Here is an 18,143-nt window from a genome sequence, read left to right on the forward strand (position 1 = left end):
GAATCCGGGGCCGAACGCGTATCCGAACGCGCCCCGTGCGGCCGGGCCTTCGCCCGCCCGAACCACTCCTGAGCAGGGGCAATCTTGCGAAAAAGATCAACGAGGGCGTACGCGCTCGTCGCCGCCGCCTCGGTCGCCCTGACGGCGGGCATGACCGCTCCGGCGTCGGGGAAGACCGGCGGCCCGGACCCGGCACCGCCGACCACCGCCAAGGCCTTAAAGGCAGACGACCGGACCGTCGACACCGTCACCCTGATCACCGGTGACCGCGTCCTCGTGGACGCCAAGGGCCGGGTCGGTGGCATCCAGCGGGCCAAGGGCCGGGAGGACATCCCCTTCTTCACCGAGATCCACGACGGCCGCACCCATGTGGTGCCGCGTGACGCCCGGCAGCTGATCGCCGACGGCAGGCTGGACCGGCGGCTGTTCGACATCACCGCTCTGGCCGAGCCGGAGAGCCTCAAGGCCCACCGGGCCGGCCTCAAGGTGATCGTCGGTTACCGGGGAGGGGCGGCCGGGTCCGCCCGTGCCGAGGTGCGGTCCGCCGACGGCACCACCGTCCGCCGGACCCTGTCGGCCCTCGATGCCGATGCCGTCACCAGTGCCGCGGCCACCGACAGCGAGGGCGCGTTGTGGGACGCCCTGACGCGTCAGCGGAAGGACGGTTCGGCGGCCACCGCGTCCGGCATCGCGCGGATCTGGCTCGACGGTGTGCGCAAGGCCTCGCTCGACCGCAGCACCGGTCAGATCGGCGCCCCGGCGGCCTGGGCCCGGTCGTTCGACGGCACCGGTGTGAAGATCGCCGTCGTGGACACGGGCATCGACGCCACCCATCCGGACCTGGCGGGCCGGGTGGTCGCCGAGCACAACTTCAGCGGCTCCCCGGACGCCAAGGACCGTAACGGGCACGGCACGCACGTGGCCTCCACAGCGGCCGGCACGGGAGCGAAGGACGCCCGGTTCAAGGGCGTGGCCCCCGGAGCCCGGTTGATCAACGCGAAGGTGCTCGACGACCGGGGCGCCGGTGACGACTCCAGCATCATCGCCGGGGTCGACTGGGCCGTCGCCCAGGGCGCCGACGTCATCAACATGAGCCTGGGCGGCCTCGACACCCCCGGAATCGACCCGCTGGAAGCCCAGGTCAACAAGGTCTCCGCGGAGAAGGGCGTCCTGTTCGCGATAGCCGCGGGCAACAACGGGCCGAACCAGGGCACGGTCGCGTCGCCGGGCAGCGCCGACGCGGCCCTGACCGTGGGCGCCGTCGACGACAACGACCTGATGGCCGACTTCTCCAGCGTCGGCCCCCGTACCGGTGACAAGGCCGTCAAGCCCGACATCACCGCGCCGGGCGCCTCGATCACGGCGGCAGCGGCGGAGGGCGTGGCGGGGCAGAACCCGCCCGGCTACCACAGCCTGAACGGCACGTCGATGGCGACTCCGCACGTCGCGGGGGCCGCGGCGATCCTCAAGCAGAAGAACCCCGCCTGGACGGGCGCACGGATCAAGGCCGCCCTGACGGGCTCCGCCAAGGACGGCGCCCACTCGGTCTTCCAGCAGGGCGCGGGCCGGCTCACCGTCGACAAGGCGATCGACCAGACGGTCGTCGCCGAGCCGGTCTCCGTGAACCTGGGCACCCAGACCTGGCCCCACACCGACGACACCCCCGTCACCGAGCAGGTGACGTACCGCAACAACGGCAGCGCCGACGTGACGCTGGACCTGTCGCTGTCCGCGCCGACCGGCGGGGACGGACAGCCCGCCCCGGCCGGCTTCTTCACCCTCGGAGCCCAGCGGGTCACGGTCCCGGCGGGCGGCACCGCCGCCGTGGACCTGACGGCCGACACCCGCCTCGGCGGTACGGTCGACGGCTCCTACTCCGCCACGGTCGTGGCGTCCGGGGGCGGCCAGAGCGTGCGCACGGCGGCAGCGGTGGAGCGCGAGGCCGAGTCCTACGAGGTCACCTTCAACGCCACCGGACGGGACGGCGCGCCCAGCACCGGCTGGCAGGCGGACCTGAAGGGGTACGTCGGTCAGGCCTCGGGCCTGCGGTTCTTCCCTGACCTGTCGTCCGGTTCGGCCACCGTCCGGCTGCCGCGCGGCACCTACAACCTGTCGGCCGACATGCTGGTCGACCCCGCGGCTCCGGGCAAGGGCGCCGATCTGATCAACAACCCCCGGTTCTCGGTGACCGGCCCGACCACGGTCGACCTCGACGCCCGGACCACCCGGCCGGTGACGTTCAAGGTGCCGGACGCGGCGGCCACTCCGACGCGCGCGGGGATGATGTACGCCCTGAACACCCCCGAGACGGGCATCACGCTGTGGAGCGACTTCACGAGTTTCGACAACGTCCGCACCGCGTACCAGGGTTCCCCGGTGACCGGCGACTCCTCTCTCTACCAGCAGTGGTCCGCCCACTGGAAGCAGGGGGCCACCGAGTACAACGCGCTCGCCGGGAGCCTGGTCCCGGAGCTGGCCACCGGCTACAGCAAGACGTACACGACCAAGAACATGGCCCTGGTGAAGGTGCGGATCGGGGCGTCCGTGCCCGGCCTCGACGGCATCGTTAGGGCCGACGGTGAACTGGCCAACGGGGGGATCGCCGCGCTCTACTCGGCGCACCCCCTGCCGGGGACCCGGAAGGTGTACCTGTCCACGGACGACGACGCCGTCTGGAACATCGCGGCCGGTGTGCTGGGTGAGAAGGACGCGGCCGGTGACCGGCAGGTCGAAGGGGCCTACTCCTTCGCGCGGTCACGACGCTTCGAGCCGGGGACGACGCACACCGAGACCTTCCACGCCGGTGTGATGGGGCCACGGATCGAGGCCGGCGACGGGCTCGTGCGGGACGGCGACAACCTCTACGGCTCGCTGGCGCTGGTCAGTGACGGGCCGGGCCATCCCGGATTCGCCCGGTACGCCGGTGCGACCACCACCATCCACCGTGACGGCGTGCTGTACGCGAAGGAGGACGCGGCCATCGACGAGCGGTTCTTCGCGCTGCCTGCGGAGTCCGCCACGTACAAGGTGGCGACCACCATCAACCGGAACCCGGCGGTGTACCGCGCCGGGAACCGGATCGACGCCTCGTGGACCTTCACCTCGGCCCGCACCGAAGCTCCGGCGACGCTGCCGGTCTCCACGGTCCGCTTCCAGCCGCGGCTCGCGCTGGACTCCACCGTTCCGGCAGGCTCCCAGCAGACGTTCCCCGTCGTGGTGCAGGGCGCGGCGGCCGGAGCCGGCCTGAAGTCGCTGCGGGTGACGGTGTCGTACGACAACGAGAAGTGGCTGCCCGCCAAGGTCACCGCGGGCAAGGTCACCGTGAGCGCCCCGGCGAAGGACAAGGCGATCTCGTTGAAGGCCGTCGTCACCGACAAGAACGGCAACGAGTCGGCAGTCACGATCCACAACGCCTTCTTCGGCAGGTGAGGCGCCCCCGGGCGGAACACCGCCCGGGGTGATCCCGGGCGAAGCGGCCCGCCGGAACGGAAGTTCCGGCGGGCCGCTGTCATGCCGTCGGAGTGGTGGCCCACTCCCTCCGCCCGTTCCCGCTCCCCCTTCGGGCGCTCAGCGTGCCGGGGCCGGGACCGGGCGGAGGGAGCAGTCGGCCGGAGCGAGGCGACCGTCCCCGCCGACCAGGGTGACGGACAGGGCCCCCTGCGTCTGGGCGGCGAAGGCGGCCGTGCAGACGAGTTGGTCGCGGGCGGGGGCGGACAGCCGCCTCACCCGCAGGTCCAGCCTGACCTCGACGGTGGAGTCACCCGTCACGACCCGGTCCGCGGCGGACGCCTCACGGGGCAGTGTGGGGGCGTTGCGGAGCCCGGCCCGCCGTTCGGCCTTGTTCGGCCCGTCGAGCAGGGCGGTGACGGCCTTCAGGGGCGACAGGGCCTTGCTCGCCTCCTCGCTCTCCGAGGCCGAAATCTCCGGGTCGCCCTGCCAGGGGACGTCGACGATCCGTGGCACGGGCAGCAGTTCGCCGTCGGGAGAGAAGAAGAACAACAGCACCCGTGATTCACGCGGGGGCAACAGGTCGCCGACCGGCGGCCTCCCGGCCCCGACCACGCCCGTCTCCTGGATACCGCAGCCGGAGAGCGGCGCCCCGGCGAGCACCAGCAGCGTGGTCAGCCCGACCGCGCGCAACGCCCGCTGCCTCACGCGTGGGCCCCCATGTCCTCGTCGAAGCCGGCCCCCGGCCCTTCGCCGTGTGCGGCAGCCTGACCGTCCGGCGCGCCGTGGCCCGAGGCGGCGGGCCCGTCGAAGGGCAGTTCCACGGTGAACAGCGCACCGCCGCCGGGCGGGCTCGAAGCACGGATCGTGCCGCCGTGGAGGCGCACGTTCTCCTGGGTGATCGCGAGTCCGAGGCCGCTGCCCGACGAGCGGGAACGTGCGGCGTCCGCCTTGTAGAAGCGGTCGAAGACGTTCGGCAGCGCTTCGGGGGCGATTCCGGGGCCGCTGTCGCGCACCTCGGTGATCAGCGCACCCGCGCGGGCCGACAGCCGGACGGTGACGGGTTCGGCCCCGTGGTGCAGGGCGTTGCCGACGAGGTTGGCCACGATGACGTCGAAGCGCCGCGGGTCGAGGCGGATGCGGACGCCCTCGGGCATCTCCGCACGGACCCGGTCCTGCCACTGCCTGCCGGACAGGGTTCTCCGTACGGCCTCCGCCGCGTCCACCTCGTCGGTGCTGAGTACGGCCGCGCGGGCGTCGAAGCGGGACATCTCCATCAGGTCCTCCACCAGCACGGCCAGTTTGCCGGTTTCGGCGCTGATCAGGCGCACCGCCCGGGCGGTGTCCGGGTCGAGCGTCGCGGCCTCCTCGTCCAGCACGTCCGTGACGGCGAGCATCCCCGCGAGGGGGGTGCGCAGTTCGTGCGAGACGTCCGAGGCGAAACGCCGGGCCCGCGCCCCGGCGTCCCGGAGTTCCTGTACGGAGTGTTCGAGGCGGGCCGCCGAGCTGTTGAACGTCCGGGCGAGGTCGGCCATTTCGTCCCTGCCGCGCACGGTGATCCGCGCGTCGAGCTGCCCGCCGCCCATGGAGTCCGCCGCACGGCGCAGTTCACGGACGGGACGCAGCACGCTGCGCGCCGCGAACAGGGCGGGCACCAGGGCCACGGCCAGCCCCGGCAGCGCACCGTCGCGGGCGGCGGTCACCAGTGCGGCGACGTCCGTCTCCTCGTTCGTCATGGGCATCACGGCGAAGAGGACCAGACCGCTGGGCACCGCGCCGCCGCCCGCGACGACCCGTGTCATCACCGGCATCCCGATCGTCAGATACGCGTTCCCGTCCTTGACGACCCGCTGGAAGCTGCCGTGCGGCACGGTCCGCGCGGCACGGCGCAGTTCTCCGGTCAGCACACCGGAGACGGGCCGGTCGCCCGAGGAGACGCGCACCGAGCCGTACTCGGCGAACACGATCCACGGGTGGGGTTTGGAGCGGGCCGCGATGTCGTACAGGTCCCACCGGACCGATTCCGGGTCCAGGGGCAGGCCGGGGACGAACCGCTCGACCTCCTCGCGGAAGGAGGCGACGGCCGTGTCCTGTGCGCGTTCGAGGACCGCGCTGCGCGCCTCCCGGTAGGTCAACGCGGCCGTCGTGGCCGCGCTGACCGCGGCCACCAGAAGGAACGCGAGCACCAGCCGGGTGCGCACCCCGAACGCGGCGGCCGCTCCGGGTATCTTCACAGCGGGCCGAAGCGGTAGCCGAATCCCCGCACGGTCTGAATGTACCGAGGACTGTCCGACACGTCTTCGATCTTGATGCGGAGTCGGCGCACGCAGGCGTCCACCAGGCGCACATCGCTGTGGTAGCTGTGGTCCCAGACCTCTTCCAGGAGCCGCTGCCGGCTGAAGACCTTTCCCGAAGCCGCGGACAGGAACAGCAACAGCTTCAGCTCGGAAGGTGCGAGCGGGACCGGCCGGCCCGACTTCAGGACGGTGTGACCGGCACGGTCGATGTCCAGGTAGGCGTGGTGTTCGACGGCGGGCCGGGCGCCCGACGGGGCTTCGATACGGCGCAGCACAGCACGGATACGGGCTTCGATGACCTCGGTACGGGCGGGCTTGACGACGTAGTCGTCCGCACCGGCCTCCAGACCGACGATGATGTCCACGTCATCGCCGCGCGCGGTGAGCATGATGATCGGCAGCTGGCTTTTCGCGCGTACGCGGCGGCACACCTCGACACCGTCCATCAGGGGCAGCATCAGATCGAGCAGCAGGAGGTCGGGGCGGAAGACGTCCAGCGCCTCCAGGCCGGCCTCGCCGGTCGCGGTGGCGAGGACCTCGTGCCCGCGGCGGCGCAGCCCCATCTCGACGCCGTCGCGTACGGACGGGTCATCTTCGACGAGGACGACGCGTGGCATGCCGGTATCTCCAGGTCCTGGGACAGGAAGGATCGCGCAAGGGGACTTTCGGTGAGCGAGCGGCGGGGAGCGGACTCTCCAAGAGGCCGCGGGGTCACGTGGCCGGTCGGGTGTGCACGCTGACCGCGTAGCCGCCGCCGTCGTCGTCGTACGGGTCGCCGTTCCAGGTCGCGTAGCGCTGCCGCAGGTTCAGTCCGGCCCGGGCGCACCACCGGTCGAACTCGGTGATGGTGACCGGAGCTTCGTCGAGGGGCAGGTGTGCCGCGTCCAGTCCCATGCCGGTGACCAGCAGACCGCCGGGGCGCAGGGCGGCGGCCAGGTGCCCGACGACGGTCGCTCCGGTGCCGGGGGCCAGCAGCGGGATGACGTTTCCGGCGGCGAGCACCAGGTCGAAGTCGGGATCCAGGCCGAGGGCGTCCAGCCGGGTCAGGTCGCCGAGGAGCCAGTCCTGTGCGGGTGCTTCGCGGCGCGCGACGGCGAGCATCGAGGAGTCGACGTCCACGCCGGTGCAGTGGTGGCCCAGTTCGGCGAGGCGGATCGCGATCCGGCCGGTGCCGCAGCCCGCGTCGAGCACGCGGGCGGCCGGTTCCAGCAACGCGGCGCAGAAGGAGGCCTCGCCGTGGATGTCGTGGCCCGACTCGGCGAGCCGTGCGAACCGCCGGGCGTACTCCTCCCCAGCCCGTCCACCGGTCAGTTCCGCCCAACGGTCGCGTTGCCCAGTCATGTTCAGCTTGCCTTCCGGTCAGCCCCCAGCGGGAGCATAAACGAGCCTGTCACACGGAGCCCGGTTCGGGTGGCTCCGGGCCGGCCCCGTACGCCGGGCTGGCTAGAGTCTCCGCCATGAGCGATCACCGCGATCCCGGGGCCGTCTCGCCGGTGCTGTTCGGCGTGGGGGGCGACTGGCTGCCTGTCGCCGCCGGCGAATCGGGTGCCTCCGTCTTCCGCTCCGTGGACGCCACCCGGTACGCCAAGTGCGTGCCCGCCACGGATGCGGCCGGGCTTGAGGCGGAACGCGACCGGATCGCCTGGCTGAGCGGCCAGGGCGTACCGGGTCCCCGGGTGCTCGACTGGTACGCCGCCGATGCGGGCGTCTGCCTGGTCACCCGTGCCGTCTCCGGCGTACCCGCTGATCAGGTGCGCGCCGAGGATCTTCGCGCTTCCTGGGGGCACATCGCGGACGCGGTCCGTGGGCTGCACGAGGTGGCCGTGGCCTCGTGTCCGTTCCGCCGGGGGCTGGACTCCGTGGTCGCCGTCGCGCGGGACGTCGTGGCCCGGGGCGCCGTGCATCCCGAGTTCCTCCCGGTGGAGCAGCGGCTCGTGCCCCCCGCGGAGCTGCTGGCCCGTCTCGCCGGGGAGATCCCTCGGCGACGGGACCAGGAGGCCGCCGCCACGGTCGTCTGCCACGGCGATCTCTGTCTGCCCAACATCATCCTCGATCCGGAGACCCTGGAGGTGTCCGGCTTCATCGACCTGGGCCGTCTCGGAGCGGCCGACCGTCACGCCGACCTGGCGCTGCTGCTCGCCAACGCGCGCGAGACATGGGTGGACGAGGAGCGGGCGCAGGTCGCGGACGCGGCGTTCGCCGAGCGGTACGGCATCGCCCCGGATCAGGAGCGCCTGCGCTTCTACCTCCATCTCGACCCGCTCACCTGGGGCTGACGCGCGCTGCTGAGGGCGCGGAACCCGCGGTGGCGCATTCGTCCGGTCCGGCGGCGCGCCCGTACCCGCCTGCCGCTGCGGCCGACGCGACCCCACCGGCCCGGCCGGGCCGGTGGGCGTACGGCCGCGGCAGTGCGTGAGCCGTACGGAGAAATGCGCTTCAGGTTCGCTTCAGTTCGGGCTGTTAGAGTGCAGTCCTGCGGCGGCAATTCGCCGAGCGGCTTTGGCACTTCGCCCTACGGGCCGAATCGACCGGGACAGGGAGCGTAGGAATGCGCTGCAGGAAGATGCTGGCCTTCTACGCCGGTATCGCCGTGCTCCTGATGATTTCCGCGTTCGCTCTCGGCGGCTCCTCCCAGACCCCGCAGACCGTCGACACGGCAGCTCATTCTCACTCCGTGTCCGTATTCGACGGGTCAGGGCCGAGCACCCCGCTGGAGGGCGTCGACGGTGACGTCACGCTCCAGCACCGCCACAAGGCGGGAAGCACGACGGCCTCACCCCCCGTGCAGGCAGGTATTCCCTCCTCAGCGCCGGATCTCCACGACTGCGCGAGGGATGTCGCCCGGCAGCATTCTTCGCACTCAGGATCGCGAAGCCCTGTCCGTGTCCAGATCCTTCTCTGCTGAGCGGAACCTGCGATCGTCGTGCGGCAGCCCCCGGGTCCCGCACAGCCCGAGGCCCTGCGGCGGCTCGCCGTTCGCCCGGGTGAACCGCGCCTTGCTCGACCTCTCCTGTCAGCAGGCCCCCGGTGGCCCCAGGCCCTGATCTCCCGGTCGCGGATACGTGCCATCACGTTCCGCGTCATGCGGAATCCGCCGCGATTCACTCGTGATGGGCCTCGGATTCCTCTCTCGGTATCCGACCGGCCCCTGCGGGATTTCCGACCCCGAAAAGATGTGACGCCGAATTGGCCGGCCCCGGCCTCGGCCCCCTACTCAGTCCTGGAGCAGACGCACATGCAGCATTTCCCCCTCGCCTCGGAACCGGCGAGCGGCATCGCAGGGTGGGCGACCAGCCTTGTCGAAACCATGGGCGGCCCCGGGGCCGGGCTGGCGATCGCCTTGGAGAATCTCTTTCCGCCGTTGCCGAGCGAAATCATCCTGCCGCTGACGGGCTTCGCCGCGGGACAGGGAGTGATCAGCCTGTTCTCCGCTCTGTTCTGGACGACGCTGGGGTCGGTGGTGGGGGCTGTCGCCCTCTACCAGATCGGCGCTCTCTTCGGCCGGGACCGCATGTACGCCCTGTGGGAGCGGCTTCCCCTGGTGAAGGTCTCCGACCTCAAGAAGACCGAGGAATGGTTCGTCAAGCACGGCATGAAGGCCATCTTCTTCGGTCGGATGATTCCGATCTTCCGCAGCCTGATCAGCGTCCCGGCCGGCCTTGAGCGGATGCCTCTGCCGCTCTTCGTCCTCCTCACCGCGCTGGGCAGCTTCATATGGAACTTCATCCTCGTCATGGCCGGATATCTGCTGGGTGATCAGTGGGAGCTCGTGGAGAGTTACGTCGGGGTGCTCTCGAAGGTTGTTCTGGTACTGGTGGTCGTGGCGCTGGCCGTGGCGGTCGGTCGCAGGCTGCGTTCCCGTCGAGGTGATCGGCAGAAGGACCACGCGTGACCGGTTCGCCGAACCACCCGGAGCCGCCTGCTCCGGGAGGCTCACCGGTCACCGGGCGAGGGCCGCCGACGGGCGGACCACGAAGAATGGTTGCAAGCGGCCGCGCACAGTGCGCGGACCATCGATCCGATCGACAGGGTGGCACGCATGGCTATGTGGGACCGCATCAAGGACCAGGCCAAGGGGCTGCAGCAGCAGCAGTCGCAGAGCACGAGGGGCCCCGCCGGCCAGCGGCAGGCGGGTACGGGAGCCGCGGGCGGCTCGAAGGAGAAGTTGGTGGGGCTGCTCAAGTCGCAGCTCGGCTCGCTCAAGACGGAGCTCAAGAGCGGGGCGTACCGGGACGCCAGTATGGCGATGTGCGCTCTGGTCGCGGCCGCCGACGGCTCTGTCGACCCCGCCGAGCGGCACCACGTGGAGACGTTGATCCTGCAGAACGACGTCCTGCAGAACTTCCCTCCGGAGCAGTTGCGGCAGAGGTTCAACAAGCACGTCGATCAGATGATGTTCAACTTCCAGCAGGGCAAGACCGAGGCCATGCAGGAGATCGCCAAGGCCGCGAAGAAGCCTGTGGAGGCCAAGGCGGTCGTCCAGACCGGTTTCGTGATCGCCGGTGCGGACGGGTACATCGCCCCGGCGGAGGCGCAGGTTCTGCGGGAAGCGTGCATGGCGCTCGGGGTGTCCCCGCAGGAGTTCGGTCTCTGAACCGGCCGGCGCGTCTGAACCGGCCGGCGCGTCTGAACCGGCAGGTGCCTCTGAACCGGCAGGTGCCTCTGAACCGGCCGGCGCGTTTTCCGTAGCGGCGGGGGCCCGGCGGGCGCGACCGTGTCGCGTGCCGCCGGGCCCGGCCCGTCAGTCGTCGGTCAGGGACACCGCCCCGACCGGGCAGGCCCGTACGGCCTCCCGCACCAGCGGATGGTCCTCCGCCGTGCGGCCGGGAAGCATCTCGCCGAATCCGTCGTCGTCCTGCGTGAACACGGCCGGCGCGGTCAGCGCGCACATGCCGGCCCCCACGCAGCGTTCCTTGTCGACCTGGACGCCCATGCCGCTCACCAGGCCACGGGCAGTTCCAGGAGACCCTGGACCGTGTCCCCGGGTTTGTGCCGGATCTCGTGCGCGGGCACGGCGAGCCTGAGCGCCGGCAGCCGCTCGAAGAGCGTACGCAGCGCGATGTCGAGCTCGGTGCGGGCCAGGTTCTGGCCCAGGCACTGGTGGACGCCGAAGCCGAAGGCGAGGTGGTGGCGGGATGTCCGGTCCCAGTCGAGCGTCTCCGGGTTATCGAACACCTCGGTGTCGCGGTTGATGAGCGAGGTCGAGAAGAGCACGCCCTCTCCCTCGCGGATCGTCGTCCCGGCCACCTCGATGTCCTCGGTGGCCAGCCGCTGCAGACCGTCGGCGATGGACAGGAACCGCAGCAGCTCCTCGACCACCGCGGCCGTAGTCGTCTCTCCGGACCGCAGCGCCGCCAGTTGCCCCGGGTGCCTCAGCAGCGTGAACGTGCCGAGCGAGATCATGTTCGCGGTCGTCTCGTGCCCCGCGATGAGCAGGATCACCGCGAACGAGACGAGGTCGTCGCGGTCGACGGGCCCGCCGGGATGGTCCCGGTGGATCAGCTCGTCCAGGAGCCCCTCCCCCGGCTCCACCCGCTTGCGGTCGATCAGGGCGCCCAGATAGCCCTCCAGCTCGGTCCGGGCCTTGTCCACGTCGGCCGCGCCCGGGCCCCGCAGGAGCCGCCGCGAGCAGCCCTCGAAGAACTCGTGGTCGACGTACGGCACACCGAGGAGCGCGCAGATAACCATCGACGGCACCGGCAGTGCGAAGTCGGCGACCAGCTCGGACGGCGGCCCCTGCCGCTCCATCGCGTCCAGCAGTCCGTCCACCGTTTCCTGGATGCGGGGGCGCAGCGCGGCGATCCGCTTCACGGAGAAGCTCGGGATAAGCATCCTGCGCTGGGCGTTGTGCTCGGGGTCGTCGACGCCGAGCAGAGCCACCCGCCGCCCCTGCACGTTCACGAACCGCTCGGCCGGAACGGGGAAGTCGGGATGGGCGCGATCGGTGGACAGCCGCGGATCCGCGAGCAGCCGACGCGCCAGGGCATGGCCGGTGACCGCCCAGACCGGACGCCCGTCGAAGAGGGTGACCCGGCTCAACGGCCGGTCCGCGCGCAGCGGTTCGTAGCCGGTGGGCGGGTGGTAGGGGCACTCGCGGTCCTGCGGGAACGGTGTGGCGGAGGCCGGTTGCGTCGAAGGGGCGGTGAGAGCGGGGTCCTGGCGGGCCGGTTCCTTCGTGGATTCCGTCATGGGAGCGGTCGCCTCGCAGTGCTCGGTGATAGGTGCGGAGCGGGTCGCTCCGCACCTCACCGCAATTGGATGCCCCAGGCACCTATTGGGTCGACGTCCGGACCGGCCACATCGCGGGATCGCGGATCTGGCCGGTGCCTTTCGCACACGGTCGAACGGTTTCGCATCCGCCCAGGTCCAGCAGGTGCGGCGGAGTGGCATCGGAGCGGGCCGCCCCTTCCACGGCCGGAACCGTTCAGCGCGGCGTCCGGAACCTTGCCGTCGGCCATGTCGTCCACGATCGGCGAAGGCGCGCGCGTGCTGTCCGTGGCGCAGGGCGGCACCTCGGCCGGTCGTGTCGGGTCAGGCCGTCACTCTGGCGATGAACGCCTCGACGTTCACCACGGTTCGCTCGATCTGCTGCTCCAGGGTGAGGGACTCGCGGAGCCGCGACCCGACGCCCGCGTCCTTCTTCCCGCGTACGTAGAGCGAGCAGGCGAGATCGCTGCACATGTAGGCACCGACCGAGTTGCCCTGCTGGCCCGCCTTCCCGGCCCTGGGGGCCACCAGCAGGGAGACGCCTCCGGTGTGCACGGTCACGCACAGCGAACACATGCTGCGGCGGGTCTGCCAGGACCCGGCGTCGGAGGAGCGCAGCTGAATGCCGACGGGGCCCTCGCCCGAGGCGAGCACCAGGTAGGCCCGGTCGGGAGCCTGCGGGTCGCGCCAGCCCAGGAAGTCCAGGTCGCCCCAGGGACGGTCGGCGAGGTCACGGGGAACGGAGAGGCGCTTGGCCTCACCCTTGGTGCAGTTCACGAAGGCGGTACGGATCTCTTGCTCGGTCAGGGGGTTCATGGAACTCACGCTAATTTGCCTAATCTCATTAGGCAAACATATATTTTCTTAGCCAATCGCAGGTGAGCGTTCGGAGGGTCGCATGGCACGAGCAGGACTGGCCGCGGAGCGCGTCGTACGGGCCGGGGCCGAACTGGCGGACGAGATCGGCTTCGAGCAGGTGACCCCGTCGAAGCTCGCCCGGAAGCTGGGCATCAGGACCGCGAGCCTGTACTCGCACGTCAAGAACGCCCATGACCTCAAGACGAAGATCGCGCTGCTGGCCCTGGAGGAACTCGCCGACGAGGCGTCGGCGGCACTCGCGGGGCGGGCGGGCCGGGACGCGCTCGGCGCCTTCGCCAACGCCTACCGCGACTACGCCCTCCAGCACCCGGGGCGCTTCGCCGCGGCCGGGTTCCGGCTCGAAGCGGACGCGGCGGCCGCGAGCGCCGGCGTCCGGCACTCCCGGATGATGCGGGCGATCCTGCGCGACTACGACCTGACCGAGCTCCAGCAGACCCACGCGGTGCGCCTCCTGGGCAGCTTCTTCAACGGCTACGTGGGACTGGAGACGGCCGGCGGATTCCGCCACAGCTCCCCCGACTCCCAGGAGAGCTGGACGGAGATTCTCGACGCGCTCGACTCCCTGCTGCGCAGCTGGCCCGCCCCCTCCTGACCCGCCCCTCGTGACCCCGCTTCCCGCCCCTCGACGAACGAGAAGACCGAGAACATGACCACCCGGCACGACTGGACGACGACCCCCATCAGCACCGACATCCTGCGGGGCGTGCTCGACCTGGAGCGGACCGGGCGCGGCATGCTGCCGCACCGGCTGCCCGAGCGGGCACGGCGGCAGATTCCCGACGGCCAGCTGGCCATGGCCGAATCACAGCCCTCCGGGGTCCGGCTGGCGTTCCGCACCCGGGCCACCGCCGTCGAGCTGGACGTGGTGGCCACCAAGCGGGTCTATCCCGCTGCGCCGCCGCGCCCCGACGGCGTGTACGAGCTCCTCGTGGACGGCTGCCCCGCCGCCCGGGCCAGTGCCCCCGACGGCGACACGCTCACCATCGATCTGGCCTCGATGACCTCGCGGACCCGGCCGGGCCCCATGGAAACGCTCCGGTTCACCGGACTGCCGACCGAGGAGAAGGACGTCGAGATCTGGCTGCCCCACAACGAGACCACGCTCCTGGTCGCCCTGCGCACCGACGCACCGCTCCGGAGCCCGGGGCCGAGCGGCCGGCCGGTCTGGCTGCACCACGGCAGTTCCATCAGCCACGGGTCCAACGCCACCACCCCGACCGGCACCTGGCCCGCTCTGGCCGCGAGCCTCGGCGGAGCCGAGCTGATCAACCTGGGGTTCAGCGGCAGCACCCTGCTGGACCCGTTCACCGCCCGCGCCATGCGCGACACCCCCGCCGACCTGATCAGCGTCAAGATCGGCATCAACCTCGTCAACGCCGACCTGATGCGGTTGCGCGCGTTCGGCCCGGCGGTCCACGGCTTCCTCGACACCATCCGTGAAGGCCACCCCACCGCACCCCTGCTGGTGGTCTCGCCGATCTGCTGCCCCATACACGAGACCACTCCGGGCCCCTGCGCCCCGGACTACAGCGCGACGGGCGAGGGGCGGCTCCGGTTCGTGGCCATGGGCGACCCCGCCGAGAGCGCCGCCGGGAAGCTGACCCTCACGGTCATCCGCGACGAGCTCGCCCGGATCGTCGCGGACCGCGCCACCACCGACCCCCATCTGCACTACCTCGACGGCCTCTGCCTCTACGGCGAGAGCGACCACGCCGCACTTCCGCTCCCTGACGGCCTGCACCCGGACCCCGCCGCCCATCGGCGCATCGCCGAACGCTTCGCCCGCCTCGCCTTCGGCCACGACGGACCGTTCACGCCGAAGAACCGCTGACACCGGTGCGGCCCGCGTGTCACCCCGTTCCCGGGTTCCGGCGACGGGCCGGCGGGAACGGGGTGGCCCGACGCCGGTTCAGGACGGGGCCGGCGTCTCCTGTGTCCTCGTACGACCGGTTACGAGGCGTCCAGCAGGACGCGTCCGTCAGCCGGCACGCGCGGGGCGAGGCCGCCCGCGTAGGCGTACTCGACGCGGGACTGCTCGGCCGCGTTCGGTAGGGCGTTCTTGCAGCTGATGCCGGCGCTGGATCCCGACATCAGCTGGGAGCAGGGACCGGGCTTGGTGTCCGGCAGCCCCAGACTGTGGCCGATCTCGTGAGCGGCGATACGGGTCTTGTCGTGGCCCTGGGCGACTGCCTGGCTGCCCAGCTCCACCCTGACCTGGCCACCGGGCCGGACCGGGCCGAGTGTGGCCTGCGGCCAGCCGCTGGTGGCCACGATCTGTATCTCGGCGCGCGCGCCGGGTGCGGCCTCCACCAGCTTGACGTTGTCGACGTTGGAGTTCCACGAGGCGACCCCTGCCGCGATCGCCGCCTCCCAGCCGCCTGCCCGGCTGTCGTCGTACCGGAGCGTCACCACCGCCGACGTGCGCTCCGCCGCCGGGTCCGGCGCGGGAGCGGCCTGTGCCGCCGTAGCTGTGGCCAGGGTGATCGCCGCGGCGACACCGACTGCCTTGAGCCATCTGGATTCCAGCATTGCTGTCCCTTCACTCTCATGGGGGGCTCGGCTCCGCGCGGAGCCGAGGGAGTGGGAGGACGGTCACCGCGAACCGTAGGGACACAAGGACCGGTTGCCGATCCTCCCGGGGCCGCAGGACCTATGCCGCGCTCGCAGCTTGATCATGCACCTGTCACGACATGAGGCCGGAAACGAACCCTGCCGGAATCTTCGGCCCGGCCCTTCGTCCCATCGGGTCGCCCCGGCGGCCCCGTCGCCCGGCATCGTCGCCATCAGGGCCATGTTCCGTACCCTGAGGACATGCGCATGCGACCCACCCTGAGCTGGACTTCCACCGAGGAGCCGCTGCCTGGCACCACGGACCTGGAGCCGGTCGTCGAGGCGTTGGGCGGTGCCGGTGTGCTGGTCCTGAGCGGTGCGGGCATCTCCACGGAGTCGGGCATCCCCGACTACCGGGGCGAGGGCGGGAGCCTGAGCCGCCACACCCCGATGACCTACCAGGACTTCACCGCCGACGCCGCGGCCCGTCGCCGGTACTGGGCGCGCAGCCATCTCGGCTGGCGTACGTTCGGCCGCGCCCGGCCCAACGCCGGGCACCGGGCCGTGGCCGCGTTCGGGCGGCAGGGGCTGCTGTCGGGTGTCATCACCCAGAACGTCGACGGCCTGCACCAGGCCGCGGGCAGCGCGGACGTCGTGGACCTCCATGGCCGTCTGGACCGGGTCGTCTGTCTGTCCTGCGGCGCCTTCAGCCCACGCCCCGAGCTGGCGCGCCGGCTGGAGGAGGCCAACGAGGGCTTCGCGCCGGTGGCCGCCTCGATGAACCCGGACGGGGACGCGGATCTCACGGACGAGCAGGTCGGGGACTTCCGCGTGGTGCCCTGCGCGGTATGCGGCGGCGTCCTCAAGCCGGACGTGGTGTTCTTCGGCGAGTCCGTGCCCCCGCAGCGGGTCGAACACTGCCGCGCGCTGGTCCGCGGGGCGAGCGCCCTGCTGGTCCTGGGCTCCTCGCTGACGGTGATGTCCGGGCTCCGGTTCGTCCGCCAGGCCGAACGGGCGGGGGTTCCGGTGCTGATCGTCAACAGGGACCCGACCCGGGGCGACCGGCACGCCCTGACCCGTATCGCCCTCCCGCTGGGCGACGCCCTCACCACCGCGGCCGGCCGGCTGGGCGTTCCCGTCGACCTCCCGTAGGGCCTCGGAGAGGGCGAAGCGGGGCAGGCGAGCGCGAGCCTGCGGTTCCACGACTCTGCGTGAGTGCACCCCTACCGATATAGGTGCTTATAGGCAGTTTTCTGCCTGCCCAGTCGGGTACCCCGCAGTAAGGCGGAGCGCATCGTTCCGCCCCTGCACCACAATCGTCGTTCTGGAGATTCCATGTCGGAGCAGCGCAAGAGTCCGTTCGCCACCGTCAATCCGTACACCGGGAAAACGCTCGCGGAGTTCCCGGCCATCGAGGGTCGGGAAGTCGACGCGGTGCTGGAAACCGCCGACGGTGCCTTCGAGGCGTGGCGGAAGCGGCCCGTCGAGGAGCGTGCCGAGCTGGTCGGCCGTGTTGCCGGGCTGATGAGGGAGCGCAAGGAGACCTTGGCGCAACTCATCACCCTGGAGATGGGAAAGCTCATCTCCGAGGCACGGGGAGAAGTGGATCTCGCCGCCTCCATCCTCGCGTACTACGCGGAGCACGGGCCCGGTTTCGCGGCCCGCGAACCTCTCGACGTCGAGGAGGGAGAGGCGTACCTCGTCAACGAGCCGCTCGGAGTCCTGCTCGGCGTCATGCCGTGGAACTTCCCGCTCTATCAGGTGGTGCGCTTCGCGGGACCCAACCTGGTCCTGGGCAACACCGTCCTGGTCAAGCACGCCGGGATCTGCCCGCAGTCCGCCCTGGCCCTGGAAGTGCTCTTCCGTGACGCAGGCGCGCCCGAGGGCGTCTACACCAACCTGTTCGTGAGCCACGAGGAGATCTCCCGCATCATCGACAGTCCGGTGGTGAAGGGCGCGTCGCTGACCGGCAGCGAACGCGCGGGGGCCCAGGTCGCCGAGCGGGCCGGGCGGAACATGAAGCCCAGCCTGCTGGAGCTGGGTGGCAGTGATGTCTTCATCGTCCTCGACGGTGAGGGGCTGGAGCGTACGGTCGGCGCCGCGGTTGCCGGCCGGATGGCGAACACCGGGCAGAGCTGCGTGGCAGCGAAGCGGTTCATCGTGCTGGCGGACGTCTACGACGACTTCGTGGAGCGCATGCGACGCGCCTTCGAGGCACTGGAGCCCGGCGACCCGGCCGACGAGGCGACGACGCTGGGGCCGCTCTCGTCCGAACGGGCCGCCTCCGGCCTGGTCGAGCAGATCCGCGAAACAGTGGAGCAGGGAGCCGGGTTGCTGACCGGCGGCGACCGGATCGACCGTCCCGGAGCCTTCGTCCGGCCGACGATCCTCACCGGCGTCAAGCCGGGCATGCGCGCGTACGCGGAAGAACTGTTCGGCCCGGCCGCGGTGATCTACCGGGTCGAGGACGAGGACGAAGCCGTCGCGCTCGCCAACGACAGCCAGTACGGCCTGGGCGGATCCGTCTTCTGCGCCGATGTGGAGCGGGGCCGTCGGGTGGCCGAGCGGGTGGAGACCGGCATGGTCTGGGTCAACCACCCCACCTCGACCCAGCCCGATCTGCCGTTCGGCGGGATCAAGCGGTCCGGCTACGGCCGGGAGCTGTCGCAGCTCGGTATGCGGGAGTTCGTCAACCGCAAGCTCGTCCGGGTGTTGCCGCCCGACGCCGAACTCCGCGGCATCGCCGGCTGAGCGACGGCCCCG

At 71.2% G+C, this 18,143-nt stretch carries 16 protein-coding genes; 8 read left to right on the forward strand and 8 right to left on the reverse strand.

The annotated features are described in order from the left end of the window. Positions 1 to 84 precede the first annotated feature (84 nt). Positions 85 to 3,429 (forward strand): S8 family serine peptidase, encoded by a 3,345-nt coding sequence (locus D581_RS0130790; RefSeq protein ID WP_026291062.1) that lies wholly within the window; start codon positions 85 to 87, stop codon positions 3,427 to 3,429. A 138-nt stretch (positions 3,430 to 3,567) separates the two neighbouring features. On the opposite strand, the gene D581_RS0130795 is transcribed toward D581_RS0130790, so the two are convergent. From D581_RS0130795 to D581_RS0130810, 4 genes are all read right to left on the reverse strand, one after another. After that, on the reverse strand, positions 3,568 to 4,155 hold the full coding sequence (locus D581_RS0130795) for a hypothetical protein (RefSeq protein WP_026291063.1): 588 nt from the start codon (positions 4,153 to 4,155) through the stop codon (positions 3,568 to 3,570). Next, positions 4,152 to 5,681, reverse strand: a complete 1,530-nt coding sequence (locus D581_RS0130800) for a sensor histidine kinase (RefSeq protein WP_018960968.1) — start codon at positions 5,679 to 5,681, stop codon at positions 4,152 to 4,154. The genes D581_RS0130795 and D581_RS0130800 overlap by 4 nt, the downstream gene beginning before the upstream one ends. After that, a complete protein-coding gene (locus D581_RS0130805; RefSeq protein WP_018960969.1) occupies positions 5,678 to 6,361 on the reverse strand; it encodes a response regulator in 684 nt (227 codons plus the stop codon). The genes D581_RS0130800 and D581_RS0130805 overlap by 4 nt, the downstream gene beginning before the upstream one ends. Positions 6,362 to 6,455: 94 nt before the next feature. Next, on the reverse strand, positions 6,456 to 7,085 hold the full coding sequence (locus D581_RS0130810) for a class I SAM-dependent methyltransferase (protein WP_018960970.1): 630 nt from the start codon (positions 7,083 to 7,085) through the stop codon (positions 6,456 to 6,458). A 116-nt stretch (positions 7,086 to 7,201) separates the two neighbouring features. Here D581_RS0130810 and D581_RS0130815 point away from each other — a divergent pair, with 116 nt between their 5' ends. From D581_RS0130815 to D581_RS0130830, 3 genes are all read left to right on the forward strand, one after another. Next, on the forward strand, positions 7,202 to 8,020 hold the full coding sequence (locus D581_RS0130815) for an APH(3'') family aminoglycoside O-phosphotransferase (RefSeq protein ID WP_018960971.1): 819 nt from the start codon (positions 7,202 to 7,204) through the stop codon (positions 8,018 to 8,020). 959 nt (positions 8,021 to 8,979) lie between these two features. After that, positions 8,980 to 9,636, forward strand: a complete 657-nt coding sequence (locus tag D581_RS0130825) for a DedA family protein (RefSeq protein ID WP_018960973.1) — start codon at positions 8,980 to 8,982, stop codon at positions 9,634 to 9,636. A gap of 147 nt (positions 9,637 to 9,783) precedes the next feature. Then, positions 9,784 to 10,338, forward strand: a complete 555-nt coding sequence (locus D581_RS0130830) for a tellurite resistance TerB family protein (RefSeq protein ID WP_026291064.1) — start codon at positions 9,784 to 9,786, stop codon at positions 10,336 to 10,338. Between the two features lie 147 nt (positions 10,339 to 10,485). On the opposite strand, the gene D581_RS0130835 is transcribed toward D581_RS0130830, so the two are convergent. The 3 genes from D581_RS0130835 to D581_RS0130845 form a co-directional block, all read right to left on the reverse strand. Beyond that, positions 10,486 to 10,677, reverse strand: coding sequence for a ferredoxin (locus D581_RS0130835; RefSeq protein ID WP_018960975.1), 192 nt, complete (start codon positions 10,675 to 10,677; stop codon positions 10,486 to 10,488). 5 nt (positions 10,678 to 10,682) lie between these two features. After that, positions 10,683 to 11,933: a cytochrome P450 gene (locus D581_RS0130840; RefSeq protein WP_018960976.1), complete on the reverse strand. Its 1,251-nt coding sequence runs from the start codon at positions 11,931 to 11,933 to the stop codon at positions 10,683 to 10,685. Positions 11,934 to 12,275: 342 nt separating this feature from the next. After that, positions 12,276 to 12,767, reverse strand: a complete 492-nt coding sequence (locus D581_RS0130845) for an FBP domain-containing protein (protein ID WP_018960977.1) — start codon at positions 12,765 to 12,767, stop codon at positions 12,276 to 12,278. Positions 12,768 to 12,849: 82 nt separating this feature from the next. Here D581_RS0130845 and D581_RS0130850 point away from each other — a divergent pair, with 82 nt between their 5' ends. Together D581_RS0130850 and D581_RS0130855 are read left to right on the forward strand one after the other, a co-directional pair. Beyond that, positions 12,850 to 13,422 carry a TetR/AcrR family transcriptional regulator gene (locus tag D581_RS0130850; RefSeq protein ID WP_018960978.1) on the forward strand — a complete coding sequence of 191 codons (573 nt, stop codon included), beginning with the start codon at positions 12,850 to 12,852 and terminating at the stop codon, positions 13,420 to 13,422. A 54-nt stretch (positions 13,423 to 13,476) separates the two neighbouring features. Continuing rightward, positions 13,477 to 14,661: a GDSL-type esterase/lipase family protein gene (locus tag D581_RS0130855; RefSeq protein WP_018960979.1), complete on the forward strand. Its 1,185-nt coding sequence runs from the start codon at positions 13,477 to 13,479 to the stop codon at positions 14,659 to 14,661. Between the two features lie 119 nt (positions 14,662 to 14,780). Here D581_RS0130855 and D581_RS0130860 read toward each other — a convergent pair whose 3' ends face one another. Next, on the reverse strand, positions 14,781 to 15,359 hold the full coding sequence (locus D581_RS0130860; protein ID WP_018960980.1) for a snapalysin family zinc-dependent metalloprotease: 579 nt from the start codon (positions 15,357 to 15,359) through the stop codon (positions 14,781 to 14,783). Positions 15,360 to 15,641: 282 nt separating this feature from the next. On the opposite strand from D581_RS0130860, the gene D581_RS0130865 reads away from it, so the two are divergent. Both D581_RS0130865 and D581_RS0130870 read left to right on the forward strand, forming a co-directional pair. Next, entirely contained in the window at positions 15,642 to 16,532 is an 891-nt protein-coding gene (locus D581_RS0130865) for an NAD-dependent protein deacetylase (protein ID WP_032753343.1), read from the forward strand. A 183-nt stretch (positions 16,533 to 16,715) separates the two neighbouring features. After that, positions 16,716 to 18,131, forward strand: a complete 1,416-nt coding sequence (locus tag D581_RS0130870) for an NAD-dependent succinate-semialdehyde dehydrogenase (RefSeq protein ID WP_018960982.1) — start codon at positions 16,716 to 16,718, stop codon at positions 18,129 to 18,131. The last annotated feature ends 12 nt before the right edge of the window (positions 18,132 to 18,143 follow it).

The sequence above is a fragment of the Streptomyces sp. CNB091 genome, from assembly GCF_000377965.1.

What these genes read in the sequence shown, in the direction of transcription:
- D581_RS0130805 (WP_018960969.1), bottom strand. Translation starts at nt 6,361, where the DNA reads ATGCCACGCGTCGTCCTCGTCGAAGATGACCCGTCCGTACGCGACGGC.
- D581_RS0130810 (WP_018960970.1), bottom strand. Translation starts at nt 7,085, where the DNA reads ATGACTGGGCAACGCGACCGTTGGGCGGAACTGACCGGTGGACGGGCT.
- D581_RS0130815 (WP_018960971.1), top strand. Translation starts at nt 7,202, where the DNA reads ATGAGCGATCACCGCGATCCCGGGGCCGTCTCGCCGGTGCTGTTCGGC.
- D581_RS0130825 (WP_018960973.1), top strand. Translation starts at nt 8,980, where the DNA reads ATGCAGCATTTCCCCCTCGCCTCGGAACCGGCGAGCGGCATCGCAGGG.
- D581_RS0130830 (WP_026291064.1), top strand. Translation starts at nt 9,784, where the DNA reads ATGGCTATGTGGGACCGCATCAAGGACCAGGCCAAGGGGCTGCAGCAG.
- D581_RS0130835 (WP_018960975.1), bottom strand. Translation starts at nt 10,677, where the DNA reads ATGGGCGTCCAGGTCGACAAGGAACGCTGCGTGGGGGCCGGCATGTGC.
- D581_RS0130840 (WP_018960976.1), bottom strand. Translation starts at nt 11,933, where the DNA reads ATGACGGAATCCACGAAGGAACCGGCCCGCCAGGACCCCGCTCTCACC.
- D581_RS0130845 (WP_018960977.1), bottom strand. Translation starts at nt 12,767, where the DNA reads ATGAACCCCCTGACCGAGCAAGAGATCCGTACCGCCTTCGTGAACTGC.
- D581_RS0130850 (WP_018960978.1), top strand. Translation starts at nt 12,850, where the DNA reads ATGGCACGAGCAGGACTGGCCGCGGAGCGCGTCGTACGGGCCGGGGCC.
- D581_RS0130855 (WP_018960979.1), top strand. Translation starts at nt 13,477, where the DNA reads ATGACCACCCGGCACGACTGGACGACGACCCCCATCAGCACCGACATC.
- D581_RS0130860 (WP_018960980.1), bottom strand. Translation starts at nt 15,359, where the DNA reads ATGCTGGAATCCAGATGGCTCAAGGCAGTCGGTGTCGCCGCGGCGATC.
- D581_RS0130865 (WP_032753343.1), top strand. Translation starts at nt 15,642, where the DNA reads ATGCGCATGCGACCCACCCTGAGCTGGACTTCCACCGAGGAGCCGCTG.
- D581_RS0130870 (WP_018960982.1), top strand. Translation starts at nt 16,716, where the DNA reads ATGTCGGAGCAGCGCAAGAGTCCGTTCGCCACCGTCAATCCGTACACC.